This is a genomic window from Neobacillus sp. NPDC093127 (assembly GCF_044754175.1).
Classification (GTDB): domain Bacteria; phylum Bacillota; class Bacilli; order Bacillales; family Cytobacillaceae; genus Neobacillus.
In genome coordinates, this window is the sequence record NZ_JBIVOP010000002.1 from 361,778 (window position 1) to 375,230 (window position 13,453).

A 13,453-nucleotide genomic window follows, 5' to 3' on the forward strand; every position below is an offset into this window, starting at 1 on the left:
TGAAATTGAATTCTTCTCCGCGAACGGCATATATTATACAAATTCACAAAAACCCCGACCAAGTAAATAAATTTATTAAGCAGTTAATTTCAGAAGAACAAGCCGATGTCTTTGTTCACATTGATAAAAGAAATTATCAGAATTTAAAGGAAGGAATCGTGAAGAGTCCATTTGTGAAAGTTTTGCAACAATGCGGCATTTGTGAATGGGGAGATATAAGCCAGGTCGAATCAACGATCCGGTTGTTGAGAGAAGTAGTAGCTTCCAAGGGTGAATATGATTTTGTCTGCTTAAGAAGCGGGCAGGATTTACTGGTGAAAGATGGTTTCAAAGATTTCCTGATTAATAACAAAGGAAAAATATTTATGACTTTAGGTAGTGTTGGCCGATTTAATTCAGGTTTAATGGAGATTTCCTGGCCTAAATTTATGCGAAAACGCTATGCTAGTTTTCACCCTGCCAGGTTTTTTCGAAGTATTGTCCTAGCCTTATACCGCAAGGGGATAAATATCTTCCCTAACCCATACAAATTGCCCAATGGATACTCTTTATATAAAGGTTCACAGTGGTTCACAATGCCATATGATGCAGCGCAATACATCGTCCAATTTTTAGATGAAAATGAATGGTTTTATAAATACTTTGAACACTCATTGGTGCCTGATCAATGGTTTTTTCATACGTTGATTATGAATTCCCAATATAAAACAGCTGTGATGGATAACAACCTATTGTTTTTAAAATGGGGTGAAACATTAAGTTCGCAAAATTCACCGCAGGATTTAACAAGCGAAGATATTCAATTAATTGTGAAATCGAATGAATATTTTGCCAGAAAATTTGATGAAAACATTGATAGCACAGTAATTAATTATTTTGCTGAAAAGGTGAAATTCGAGTGTCCAAAATTAGCTAATAAGGATGAGAAACTTTATGTTCGACTATAAAACAATAAGTGAACTAGAAAAGAAGTGGGGTTCTTCCTTTTACATTTTTAATGTCAATAAATTAAGAGAAAACTACCAAAAAATAGAGACAGCATTTAAAAGTAGATATGAAAACTTTATTCTAGGTTATTCATACAAAACCAATTATCTTCCCTATTTATGCAAGGAACTGTCAAAACTGGGTGCATACGCTGAAGTTGTCTCTAGATTAGAGTATGATTTGGCGCTTAAATTAGGCGAAGATCCGAAAAGAATCATCTTTAATGGTCCATTAAAAAGCAGGGACGATATTCATTTAGCTTTAAAGAATGAAAGTATCATGAATATTGATTCTATTTATGAACTTGAGTTTGTAAAAGATTATGCGTTAAATCATCCAAACCAACAAATTAAAGTGGGGATCCGGTTAAATTTTGATATTTCCTATAATGGTCAAAGTGCCCTTCAAGAAGGTTATGAAGTTAGCAGGTTTGGTATTTGTATCGAAAACGGAAATCTGCAAGATGCACTAAATGAATTGGCCATTTTAGAAAACGTCCAAATAGCTGGGCTGCATGGGCATTTTTCAACAAGGAATCGAGAGGTAGATTCATATCGGAGAATAACACAAGAACTTTGCGACATTGCCAAAGAAAATAGGTTAGTTAATTTAGACTACATAGATGTCGGTGGAGGTTTTTATGGAGAATTACCGCCATCCTTTCACAAAAATGCACCATCCTTTGATGATTATGCTGAAGTGATTTGCCAAATAATGAATCATGAGTTTAGCAGCTTTGAGAAAAAACCAAGGTTAATAGTAGAGCCTGGAATGGCAATGGTCGCCAATACCTTTATTTTTATTGCAAAAGTCATTGAAACGAAAACAATTAGAGAGCAGACCTTTGTTTTAGTGGATGGCAGTGTTCATAATATCAAACCAACTATGCACAAACATAATCTGCCGATGAAGATCATCAGAAAAAGTGAGATAGCAGAAGCACAACAAGTTTACAGCGTTGTCGGTTATACCTGTATGGAAAAGGATTACTTAGCACACAAACTCCTCACAGAACTGCCTCAGAAAAGTGACTATATTATTTTTGAAAATGTGGGAGCTTATACAATCGTTTTTAATCCGCCATTTATTAAAGAGCGCCCTTGTATTTTAGCCGCTGATGATGGTGAAGTATTTATCGTCCGGAAAAAGGAATCGATTAAGCAATTTTTTGATGAAGACATCTATATGTTTTAAGTAATGATAGAAGGGGGTTCATATATGAATATATTACTATGTAGTGTTGGACGCCGTGTAAAGTTAGTTGAATACTTTAAAAAAGAACTTCAAAAAATAAACGGGAAAGTTGTCGTAATTGACTGCGACCCCAATGCGGCAGCATTACATCACGCTGATTTCTATGAGGTCGTGCCGCCCATTGACAATCCAGAATATATTCACCATATTAAATACCTTTGTAATAAATATAAAATAAGAGGTGTATTATCGCTTATCGACCCTGAATTACCTTTATTAGCAAGCTATAAGCAGGAGTTTGAAAAGGAAGGAATTCATTTGATGATATCTGATAAGGATATAGTCGATATTTGTTACGACAAGGATAAAACCTATAAATTCTTACAGGCCAATCATATACCAACGATACCAACCTATGTCGGAATTGATAGAGTACGAGAGGATCTAAAGAAATGCAAAATAAACTTTCCGTTAATAGTGAAGCCGAAAAACGGAAGCGCAAGTGTGGGGATTCATCGAGTTACTTCAATAGAAGAGCTAAGAGTATTTCAAGATAATCAACTGGATTATATTGTACAGCCATTAATAACCGGAGATGAAATGGGTGTCGATTGTTATATTGACCTTCATACCAAAAAAGCTGTGAATATATTTATTAAACAGAAGTTAAAGATGCGTGCCGGTGAAACAGATAAATCTATTTCGGTGAAAGATCCTGTATTAAAACAGATGATAGAAAAACTCATTGGTACACTTAAACCGATTGGACCTATCGATATTGACTGTTTTAAAACCGATGAAGGTTATATTATATCTGAAATAAACCCTAGATTTGGCGGAGGATATTTGCATGCACATGAATCGGGGCAAAACTTTATAAAAAATATTATTAATAATATAAACGGTAGCCCTAATAGCCAACATGAAAATGATTATACAGAAGGAACCATAATGGTTAAGTATGACCATTTTATGATTCTTTAGTTCATGATGCAGCGAGAGAAAACAAAAGATTTTTCAGATAAAAAAAGCATTGACTTGTTCTTTATAAGGAACTAAACTTATAATATATTTCACGGGGATTATGGCTCGAATTAAAGTATAATGCTGTTTTTGGACGACGAATACCTTGTTTTTCTAAGAGAGAAAAAATTTTTTACCGCTGTGTTCTATTTAAAGAACATTTTTATAATGAGGAGTGGTCAAAAATGGCGGAAATGGAGACCTTTTTAACTGAATTGGCAGATTTACTGGAAATAGAGACGACTGATTTAAACAGCGATTATCTATTAGAAGAAAATGAAAATTGGGATTCCGTAGCTTTTATTTCAGTCATTGTTATGGTGGATGAAAATTTTCAGCTATCAATTTCAAATGAAGCGATTCGAAAGTGTATGAACGTTGGAGAGCTGCTAAAACTTATCAATGACAAACGTGAATTAGTGGGGAGTTAGGTATCACAATGAAGCCCATTTGAAAAGAAAAGGAAGAATAATCGATGAATAAATTAATTATTGTAGGTGCCGGGGGACTAGCAAGGATGATCCATAGCTGGCTAACTGATTTCACAGATCAAAGTTGGGAACCTATTGGGTTTATTAGTGATAATTTAAACCTTCTTGATGGTTATAAATATGATCTTCCTATTATCAGTTCAATTCAGGATTATCGCCCTGAAACCGACCACATCTTAGTGATGGCAATTGCGGACCCCAAGACAAAGCTTGCAATAGCTAATGTGCTAGAGGAACGCGGTGCTCGGTTTATTACCCTCATTCATTCAACAGCGATAATTGGTAAAAATGTTGAAATTGGTAAAGGAAGTGTGGTCTGTCCGCGGGCCGTATTAACGTGTGATATTCAATTGGGTTCCTTTGTGTTGCTAAACTTAGGTGTAACGATAGGACATGATGTATGTATTGGTAATGGTTGTACGATTAATTCACATTCAGATGTGACTGGATGCGCTCAGCTAGGGACGGGGGTATTTCTTGGCAGTCATGCAGTCATTACCCCAAGCGTAAAAGTGAGGGACTTTGCAAAAATTGGGGCCGGCAGTGTTGTTATTAAACAGGTTAGTCAGGATACAACAGTCTTTGGTATACCGGCCAAACGAATCTAACCCGAATGGCGGCAGCACAATAATGACACTCACTAGGAAGTTGGAAGTGGGTGTCATTATTACGTTAATCCCAGTAACGAAAGGAAGGAGAATATGAAATTAGTAACAATCATCGGTGCTCGTCCGCAATTTATCAAAGCTGCACCATTTTCTGAGGTATTTAGAAAAGAAAATAAAGAGGTATTAGTACACACTGGTCAACACTATGATGCAAATATGTCTACTGTTTTTTTTGCGGAGCTTGGTATACCAAAACCTGATTATAACATAGGGGTTGGCTCAGGGAGTCACGGTGTTCAAACAGGACGGATGCTGGAAAAAATTGAAGAAATCATTTTGAAAGAAATGCCCGATGGCTTGCTAGTCTATGGTGATACGAATTCTACTTTGGCAGGAGCTTTGTCCGCAAGTAAATTACATATCCCTGTCATTCATGTGGAAGCTGGGTTACGCAGCTATAACAAGCTCATGCCAGAAGAACAAAACAGAGTATTAACAGACCATATTTCCGATTTATTACTTTGTCCAACACAAACAGCTGTAGACAACTTAGAAAAGGAAGGAATAACAGCCGGCGTTATCAATACGGGCGATATTATGTTGGATGCAGTTCAAAGAAATACACAAATTTCAAAAAATCGATATGCTGATGGTGCTTGGCTGGATGAAATAAGCGATGAAAGCGGCACGATCCTTAGTTTCAAAGAAAAGGAATATTACCTTGCTACCATTCACCGTGCCGAAAATACTGATGATGATACGAAGTTACGTAAGATTTTTTCCGCTTTTAAAAGAATGGAGAAGCCGGTACTTATACCACTTCATCCAAGAACACGTAAACGGCTTGCTGAGCTGGAGATTAGCTTAACCAATGTAACAATCATCAAACCGGCAGGCTATCTGCTGATGCTTTACTTAATAGCAAATGCCTACATGGTCGTGACCGATTCTGGCGGACTTCAAAAGGAAGCCTATTTCCTAAAGACGCCGTGTACAACACTAAGAGATCAAACAGAATGGATTGAAACCCTAGAAAATGGGTGGAATAGGTTAAGTCCCATTGCTGGTAACATAATTTTAGAAACAGTCTCAAGACCATTACACTGTCTCCAGCACCCACAGCCTCTGTTATTCGGTGATGGCAACGCGGCAAAACATATTTGTCAGGCTATATTAAAAGGGGGGAAATAAAAACATGAGCACTGTGACATTAACTAGTAATTTAAAAGATAAATTATTAAATAAGACGGCAACACTTGGAGTTGTAGGTTTGGGATATGTTGGTTTGCCCCTTGCGGTTGAAAAAGCAAAGGCCGGGTTTATAACGATTGGGTTTGATGTCCAAAAATCTAAAGTAGATATGGTTAACAGAGGAAAAAATTATATTGGTGATGTTGTCAATGAAGATCTTCTAGAAATTGTGAAGTCAGGGCGTCTTTCCGCTACTACAGATTTTGCACAGGCAGCTAATGCAGACTGTGTATGTATTTGTGTCCCAACACCACTTGATAAACACCAACAGCCAGATATCAGTTATGTTAAAACCTCTGCTGAAAGCATCGTTCCTTATATGCATAAAGATATGTTAATCGTTTTAGAATCAACGACCTATCCTGGAACAACGGAAGAACTCGTTAAGCCAATTCTTGAAACATCTGGACTAAAATGCGGTGAGGACTTCTATCTTGCCTTTTCACCGGAACGTGTGGACCCGGGGAATTTAATCTATAAGACCAAAAACACACCCAAAGTCGTCGGAGGGATCACTCCAAGATGTACGGATGTGGCTGCTACTCTCTACGAAAGCATCTTAGAAGCACCCATTCACCGTGTTTCATCTCCAGCTATAGCTGAGATGGAGAAAATCCTCGAAAACACCTATAGAAATGTAAATATAGGGCTTGTAAATGAACTTGCCATTCTCTGTAATAAGATGGGCATTAACTTCTGGGAAGTTGTTGATGCTGCAAAGTCTAAACCATATGGCTTCCAAGCCTTTTATCCAGGGCCGGGGCTTGGGGGGCACTGTATTCCGCTTGATCCATATTATCTCTCCTGGAAAGCACGTGAATATGGATTTCACACCTCAATGATTGAATCCTCCATGATGGTTAATGACCGGATGCCGGAATACTGTGTTGAGCGGGCAAGTAAAATCCTAAATAGGCATAAAAAGGCAATGAATGGGTCAAGAATCCTGGTCCTGGGTGTCGCCTATAAACAAGATATTGATGATTATCGTGAGAGCCCTGCTCTTAGAGTAATTGAACAGTTAGAAAAAGAAGGAGCAGAAGTAGTTTACTATGATCCTTACGTGCAAGAGTATCGGGAGCATGGAAAGCTTAGAAAGGGCGAATCTGTATTAACAGCGGACCTGATTGAAACTGCTGATCTCGTTATCGTAACAACTGCCCATTCTGATGTTAACTATTCCTTTGTCCAGCAGCATGCGAAGTCTATATTTGATACGAAAAATGCTATGAAACTTGTAAATAATCGAGAAAACATTGAATTATTATAGGGGGTGAGCCTCATGGGTTTAAGATATGCAATAATTGGCTGTGGAAGAATTTCGCCCAATCATATTGCCGCAGCAATCGAAAATGGACTTGAAATTGTTGCTTTATGTGACATTGAACCTGAAAATATGAACGATAAAATTTTGAAAAATAACCTTCCACAATCAATTTCGCAATATACAGATTATAAGATGTTACTTGAAAAGGAGAAACCGCAGTTAGTTGCCATTTGTACTGAAAGTGGCAAACATGGCCAAATTGCTTTAGATTGTATCGAAGCAGGCAGCCATCTTATTATTGAAAAGCCTATCGCTCTTTCCCTCGAAGAAGCCGATGAAATCATTAACAATGCAAGAGAAAAAAAGCTAAAAGTAAGCGCCTGCCATCAAAACCGTTTTAATAAATCAATTCAAAAAATAAGAGAAGCAGCCGAAGAGGAACGCTTTGGAAGGCTGCTTCATGGGACTGCTCATATTCGTTGGAACAGGGGAGAAGATTATTATAAACAAGCCCCTTGGCGTGGAACATGGGAACAAGACGGTGGAGCATTGATGAACCAGTGCCTCCATAATATAGATCTTCTTCGTTGGATGATGGGGGACGAAATAATAGAAGTAGTTGGTATGACAGATAACTTGAATCATAACTTTATCGAGGCGGAAGACTTGGGGATGGCGCTCATAAAGTTTTCAAATGGAAGCTATGGGATTGTTGAAGGGACAACCAATATTTATCCAAACAACCTGGAAGAAACATTGTATTTGTTCGGGGAAAAAGGGACAGTTAAAGCTGGCGGGAAGTCTGTAAATCTTATTGAAGAATGGCAGTTTGCTGACAATTTAGACGACCCAGATGATGTCAAGGAGAAGTTTCAGGAAAACCCGCCAAATGTCTATGGTTTTGGTCATAATCCACTTTATGCTGATGTCATTGATGCCATTCAAAATGATCGGCAGCCATATGTGACAGCTGAAGATGGAAGAAGAGCACTTGAGCTCGTCCTCGCCATTTACAAATCAGCAGCGGAAGGCAAAAGCGTTAAACTGCCATTGAGTAAATGCAGTTCGATCGATTTCAAAGGCAGGTTTGAAAGATGAGTTATTTTGTTCATGAAAGCAGTTATATCGATGAAAATGTATCGGTGGGTTCGGGTACTAAAGTATGGCATTTCAGCCATATTCAAACTGGTGCAGAAATCGGTGAGAACTGCTCGTTAGGTCAAAATGTCAATATCTCAACTAACGTAAAAATTGGCAATGGGGTAAAAATCCAGAATAATGTCTCGGTTTATGAAGGTGTTGAATTAGAAGACTATGTATTCTGTGGTCCTTCCATGGTTTTTACCAATGATTTAACGCCAAGAAGTAAACATCCGAAAGGTACTGAAGGCTATATAAGAACCCTAGTTAAATACGGAGCATCGATTGGAGCAAACGCTACGATAGTATGCGGTAATACTGTCGGCCGCTTTGCCATGATTGCTTCAGGTGCGGTGGTCACAAAGGACGTACCAGACCACGCATTAATGGCAGGAGTACCTGCTCAACAAATTGGCTGGGTATGCGAGTGCGGCAGTGTTCTAAAAAATGAGTTGAACTGTAGTGAATGTGGCAGAGAATATACTCTTAGTGATGGAGTGCTTCACATGGAGTCTGAATAGATGAAATTTAGTTGTAATGGAGATTGATAGTTGATGGAATTCAGAGATTTAAAGACTCAGTATCAGAAATATAAGCAGGAAATTGATTCAGCCATACAGGAAGTATTAACTACAACAAATTTTATCGGCGGGACAGAAGTACAAGAGTTAGAAGAACAATTAGCCGAGTATGTGGGGGTAAACCATTGTATTACTTGCGCTAATGGAACGGATGCTTTGAATTTAGTGATGATGGCATGGGATGTCAAAGCTGGTGACGCCGTATTTGTGCCAGACTTTACTTTCTTTTCAACTGGAGAAATGGTTTCATTTAGAGGGGCAACTCCTGTTTTTGTTGATGTAGATCGAGAAACATTTAATATTGATACGGCTAAGCTAGAAAGAGCAATTATCAAAACAGTTGAAGAGGAAAAACTAACTCCAAAAGCTATTATTCCTGTAGATTTATTTGGCCTGCCTGCAGATTATCATGAGATAGAAAGAATCGCTAAGAAGTTTAATTTATTAGTGTTAGAAGATGGTGCCCAGGGATTTGGCGGCCATATTAATGGTCAAAGAGCCTGTAGTTTTGGAGATGCAGCAACAACATCTTTCTTCCCAGCTAAGCCACTTGGATGCTATGGCGACGGAGGGGCTATTTTTACTAATGATGATGAATTAGCAGCATTACTGAAATCTATAAAAATTCATGGTAAAGGCAAGAATAAATACGACAATGTTAGAATTGGAGTTAACTCAAGATTAGACACCGTCCAAGCAGCAATATTAAAAGTGAAACTAAAGGCATTTATTGATCATGAATTGGAAGCTGTAAACCGAATACAGCAACTATATAATGAAAAACTAGCGGGAATTGTAGAAATTCCCTTTATACCCGATGGCTATTATTCAAGTTTTGCCCAGTATACAATTAAACTTAAAAACAAGGAACAGCGGGATGGCTTACAAGCAAAACTTAAAGAACATGGAATTCCCAGCATGATTTATTATCTAAAACCGATGCATAAACAAGATGCCTTTTCAGATTTGGAAGCTAATCATCTAGACTTTGAGATAACTAACGAGCTTTGCGATACAGTGCTTTCATTGCCGATGCATCCATATTTGAGTGACGATGATGTAAAAAGAATATGTGAAGTGGTTAAAGGATCTTGAGTTGGCAAGTGGTTTTATTTCAATTATTTCCTTTTAATCATTAACCGCGTTAATTCGTTATAAGGTATTAGTATACAGTCTTTTCAACAGGTCTGTTGATTTCCGCTCCAGGCGGCTTCGCTTTCCGCGGGCGTGCCGGGGAGCCTCCTCGGCGCGTTCCGCGCCTGCGGGGTCTCCCCTGCCCCGTACTCCCGCAGGAGTCTTCGCCGCCTTCCGCTCCAACCAACAGTGTAGTATTAATAAAGACTAGGGACTCAACCAATAAATTATAAAAATAAGTGATGAAATCACTTTTTAAAATGATGTTATAAGTTTACAAAAGAAGAAGTGGAAGTAGAGACTCGCAAATATTTTGAGGGATTAAATAAAGCTATACAACACACTTAGCAAGGTTAGAAAAGGTGTGTTGCAATACTTTAGGTTGATTTGCTTCCCTGTTGATTGGAGCGGAGGGCACTCGACTCCTGCGGGATATAGAGGTCACTGGAGACCCCGCAGGCGCCAAAGGCGGCGAGGAGGCTCCAGGACCTCCCCGCGGAAAGCGAGTGCCAGGAGCGGAAATCAACAGGCCCAATTGCAGGGGGCAAAAATTTGGCATTTAAATTCTTACAAAAAAATTATTAGTAAAGGAAAACCTGCAAATTATTTTTGTTATCAATGGTGGAGAGTAAAATCTCACTAATTTCTGTTTTATATTTGGCCTTAATCGTGTTAATCAACCACTCTTCATCCTTGTTCATTTGCTTCAACGCCTGAAAATCAATCTTTCCTTCTTTAATGATCGTCTTCGGCAAGTCAAAAGGTTCTGTATGTAATTGATAGGTCGACGGTGTAATCGCCTCATATTGGGGATCCAAAAATATTGAAATCTTCCCATCCGACTCCCACAATGCCAATGCTACTTTTTTTACATCTGCTACTTTTTCTTTTCGTAACTCCGCTAATAATAAATCAATCGAGATTCTTGCCTTTTTCAGTCCTTTATAGCTAATTGCCCCCTCCTTAATAAGTGGAATAGGCGATGAGTCAATGGTATTTCTAAGCCAGGACCATTTTAAATTTAAAAATATCCCAATCAAATACAGAATAATGATGACAATCGTAGAGATGACAGAGCCCTTTAATCCGATTCTGTGGTCTGAAAGTGGATGGGCAATGATGTTTCCGATCATTAAAGCCATAATAAAATCAAGTAATCTTAATTGAGAAATCGCACGAGAACCCATAACTTTGACCGCAAAGAGCAAAAAGATAAACGTGACTACAGATCTTAAAATCCACTCAACTGCGGAAAGTGCTTCTTGGCCATGGAAAAAATGCAATGAGGACACATCCTTTAATGATTAACGTCCTATTTAGTATTCTCATGGGCTCTGATATTTTACGCTCAAAAATAAAAAAGCCGATTAGAAATTCTAATCAGCTCAAAACTTGTAAAAACTTCACACAAACCGGATATGGCACCGCAATATCAGACTGAATAAGGGTTAATTTTCCCGTACCCTCATCCCGCGAAAATAACACTAGATTCCCCGATTCCTGATTGGAAGCTACAATGAATTTCTCGGATGGATCCAGTGCAAAATCCCGCGGCCAATCCCCTTCGGTAGAAGTATGCTCGATAAAGCTTATCTCACCCGAATCTTGATTGACAGTAAACACAGCAATACTATTATGCCCGCGATTTCCCGCATAAACAAAGCGTCCATCGGAAGAAATATGAATCGCACTGCCTTGGTTATTTTCGGTAAAGTAAGCCGGCAATGTGGAAATATATTGTATCTCAGAGAAATGGCCATTTTCTGAGTGATAGTTTAAAACTATTACTTCAGAACTAAACTCTGTCATGAGATAAGCAAATTTTCCGTTAGGGTGGAACGTGAGATGGCGCGGACCACTGCCAGCTTTTAATGGCAGCAGCTTTACCTTTTCAAGCGAACCGTCATCATGAACTGCATAGGTAATAAGGGCATCGATGCCTAAGTCAACAACGGCCAGATATTTTTCATCCGGGGTAAGACCCGCATAATGGGTATGAGGTTTTTCCTGCCTGGAATCCGGCCCTCGTCCTTCATGTTTGATCACTGAAGCAGCAGGTTGTACGCTGCCATTTTCTTGGCTAATCATGTGGGAGACGACTTCACCTTTATGGTAATTTGCACTGAATACATAGCGGTTTTTGCTGTCGACACTGACATGACATGGAGAAGAGCCAGCGAGTACTTGGCTGTTAATTGCTGTTAATCCACTGCCATCATTTATGGCAAAAGCAGCTATTCCCCCAGCTTCGCCTTCTTTAGCTACAGAATAAAGGAATTGATTGTCCTTGCTGATGGTTAAGTAGGTGGGGTTTTCCAATTCGCCAGCTACTTGAAGGTTCTCAATTTTTTTATCGTCTGTATTTAAAGTAAAGGAATAGATCCCTTTACTTTCTCCTTTTGTATAGGTTCCAATATAGCCTCTATATTTTGTCATGATCTTTGCACCTCGAATAACAATATTAGAATACATCTTTATAATAACCTTATTATTGTAAATAAACTAATCTGGACAGGCCTTATATTTGCATTATTAAGTAAGATAGGTAATATTAAAACTAGCTGGGACAACAACTTACATATATTTTTCGTTATTAAATTTAAAGGAGTTTGATTATGGCAAATAACAAAAAAAACACTAAAAATCAGCAGCCGTCCTCAGCAAAATTTGTTTTCTGGATGGTTGGGATTGTTGCTGTATTTATACTTGGATTTATCTTTTTAGGCAATCATACAAAACCTGATGAGAAGGCAAAAACGAAGGAAACGATCGATTATAGTAATCAGCCTTTCCTTGGTGATGAGTCCGCACCAGTCTCGATTATTGAGTTTGGCGATTATAAATGCCCAAACTGTAAACAATTTTCCGAAGGTATCGTGCCAATTATTCAACAAGAGCTGGTTGATAACGGGAAGGCAAAGTTTTATTTTATGAATAATTCTTTTATCAATGTTGATTCCATTCGTTCTGCAAAATTTGCGGAATCAGTCTTTCAAGAACTAGGAAACGAAACGTTTTGGAAATTCCATGATAAACTTTTTGCTAAGCAGCCAAAGGATCCAAATGCAGAAAAAATGGATGTTTTTACAGAAAAATTCTTGGCTGATACGTTGAAGGAACTCGTAAGTGACAATGAGGCTAAAAAGGTTGTAGAAAATTTCCAGGCCAAAAAGTCGGATAAAGCATGGGAAAAGGATATGAAATACGCTGAAAAACTAGGGGTTACTGGTACACCGACGATTTTCGTTAATGGCAAGATGTTCACTGGTGGATCAATCGATGACTTAATTAACATGGTAGAAAAGGCGGCAAAGGGGAAAAAGAATGAATAAACCCTTGCTGCTCTCCTGGATAGCTGCCATCTTAGCAACACTTGGCAGCTTATATTTCAGTGAAGTTCAACATTTTATTCCCTGTACACTTTGCTGGTACCAGCGGATTTTCATGTATCCGTTAGTTATAATTCTCGGGACAGCGGTTTATCGGAATGATAAAGGAATTTATAAATATGTACTGCCATTGTCAATCGTGGGCATGCTGATTTCCGGCTATCACACTTTATTACAAAAAGTTCCCTACATCCAGCAGTTTGAGATGTGTACCACAGGTGTGCCATGCTCAAAGGATTACATCAACTGGCTGGGCTTTATCACGATTCCTTTGTTAGCATTTATTGCTTTTACGATGATTACCGTATGTCTAGTTGTCGTAGCTAGAAGCAAAGCAAGATAAAATAGTGTTTTAAAAAGACACAAGAAAACCCTCAAGTTAGGGAAT

General features: G+C 38.4%; 14 protein-coding genes. 12 read left to right on the forward strand and 2 right to left on the reverse strand.

Going from position 1 to position 13,453, the window contains the following annotated elements:
* The first annotated feature begins 5 nt into the window (after positions 1 to 5).
* The 10 genes from ACIQCO_RS04975 to ACIQCO_RS05020 all read left to right on the forward strand — a co-directional run bounded on the left by ACIQCO_RS04975 (position 6) and on the right by ACIQCO_RS05020 (position 9,637).
* Positions 6 to 947, forward strand: a complete 942-nt coding sequence (locus ACIQCO_RS04975) for a beta-1,6-N-acetylglucosaminyltransferase (RefSeq protein WP_400426472.1) — start codon at positions 6 to 8, stop codon at positions 945 to 947.
* The gene (locus ACIQCO_RS04980) at positions 934 to 2,181 is read left to right on the forward strand and encodes a type III PLP-dependent enzyme domain-containing protein (protein WP_400426473.1); all 1,248 of its coding nucleotides are present in this window, start codon (positions 934 to 936) and stop codon (positions 2,179 to 2,181) included. Before ACIQCO_RS04975 ends, ACIQCO_RS04980 begins: the two co-directional genes overlap by 14 nt.
* 24 nt (positions 2,182 to 2,205) lie before the next feature.
* Positions 2,206 to 3,165, forward strand: coding sequence for an ATP-grasp domain-containing protein (locus tag ACIQCO_RS04985; protein ID WP_400426474.1), 960 nt, complete (start codon positions 2,206 to 2,208; stop codon positions 3,163 to 3,165).
* A 224-nt stretch (positions 3,166 to 3,389) separates the two neighbouring features.
* On the forward strand, positions 3,390 to 3,635 hold the full coding sequence (locus tag ACIQCO_RS04990) for an acyl carrier protein (RefSeq protein ID WP_400426475.1): 246 nt from the start codon (positions 3,390 to 3,392) through the stop codon (positions 3,633 to 3,635).
* A 44-nt stretch (positions 3,636 to 3,679) separates the two neighbouring features.
* Positions 3,680 to 4,303 carry an acetyltransferase gene (locus tag ACIQCO_RS04995; protein WP_400426476.1) on the forward strand — a complete coding sequence of 208 codons (624 nt, stop codon included), beginning with the start codon at positions 3,680 to 3,682 and terminating at the stop codon, positions 4,301 to 4,303.
* 93 nt (positions 4,304 to 4,396) lie between these two features.
* A complete protein-coding gene (gene wecB / locus ACIQCO_RS05000; RefSeq protein WP_400426477.1) occupies positions 4,397 to 5,494 on the forward strand; it encodes a non-hydrolyzing UDP-N-acetylglucosamine 2-epimerase in 1,098 nt (365 codons plus the stop codon).
* A 4-nt stretch (positions 5,495 to 5,498) separates the two neighbouring features.
* Positions 5,499 to 6,824 carry a nucleotide sugar dehydrogenase gene (locus tag ACIQCO_RS05005; RefSeq protein ID WP_400426478.1) on the forward strand — a complete coding sequence of 442 codons (1,326 nt, stop codon included), beginning with the start codon at positions 5,499 to 5,501 and terminating at the stop codon, positions 6,822 to 6,824.
* Positions 6,825 to 6,836: 12 nt separating this feature from the next.
* Positions 6,837 to 7,919: a Gfo/Idh/MocA family protein gene (locus ACIQCO_RS05010; protein ID WP_400426479.1), complete on the forward strand. Its 1,083-nt coding sequence runs from the start codon at positions 6,837 to 6,839 to the stop codon at positions 7,917 to 7,919.
* Positions 7,916 to 8,482: an N-acetyltransferase gene (locus ACIQCO_RS05015; protein ID WP_400426480.1), complete on the forward strand. Its 567-nt coding sequence runs from the start codon at positions 7,916 to 7,918 to the stop codon at positions 8,480 to 8,482. The genes ACIQCO_RS05010 and ACIQCO_RS05015 overlap by 4 nt, the downstream gene beginning before the upstream one ends.
* 33 nt (positions 8,483 to 8,515) lie before the next feature.
* On the forward strand, positions 8,516 to 9,637 hold the full coding sequence (locus tag ACIQCO_RS05020) for a DegT/DnrJ/EryC1/StrS family aminotransferase (protein WP_400426481.1): 1,122 nt from the start codon (positions 8,516 to 8,518) through the stop codon (positions 9,635 to 9,637).
* A gap of 620 nt (positions 9,638 to 10,257) precedes the next feature.
* Here the strand turns inward: ACIQCO_RS05020 and ACIQCO_RS05025 are convergent.
* Both ACIQCO_RS05025 and ACIQCO_RS05030 read right to left on the reverse strand, forming a co-directional pair.
* Positions 10,258 to 10,959 (reverse strand): DUF421 domain-containing protein, encoded by a 702-nt coding sequence (locus ACIQCO_RS05025; RefSeq protein ID WP_483873725.1) that lies wholly within the window; start codon positions 10,957 to 10,959, stop codon positions 10,258 to 10,260.
* A 97-nt stretch (positions 10,960 to 11,056) separates the two neighbouring features.
* Entirely contained in the window at positions 11,057 to 12,112 is a 1,056-nt protein-coding gene (locus tag ACIQCO_RS05030) for a lactonase family protein (RefSeq protein WP_400426483.1), read from the reverse strand.
* 179 nt (positions 12,113 to 12,291) lie between these two features.
* Between ACIQCO_RS05030 and ACIQCO_RS05035 the strand changes: the two genes are divergently transcribed.
* Both ACIQCO_RS05035 and ACIQCO_RS05040 read left to right on the forward strand, forming a co-directional pair.
* Complete coding sequence (locus ACIQCO_RS05035) at positions 12,292 to 13,008, forward strand: DsbA family protein (RefSeq protein WP_400426484.1); 717 nt, start codon at positions 12,292 to 12,294, stop codon at positions 13,006 to 13,008.
* Positions 13,001 to 13,408, forward strand: coding sequence for a disulfide oxidoreductase (locus tag ACIQCO_RS05040; protein WP_400426485.1), 408 nt, complete (start codon positions 13,001 to 13,003; stop codon positions 13,406 to 13,408). The genes ACIQCO_RS05035 and ACIQCO_RS05040 overlap by 8 nt, the downstream gene beginning before the upstream one ends.
* The last annotated feature ends 45 nt before the right edge of the window (positions 13,409 to 13,453 follow it).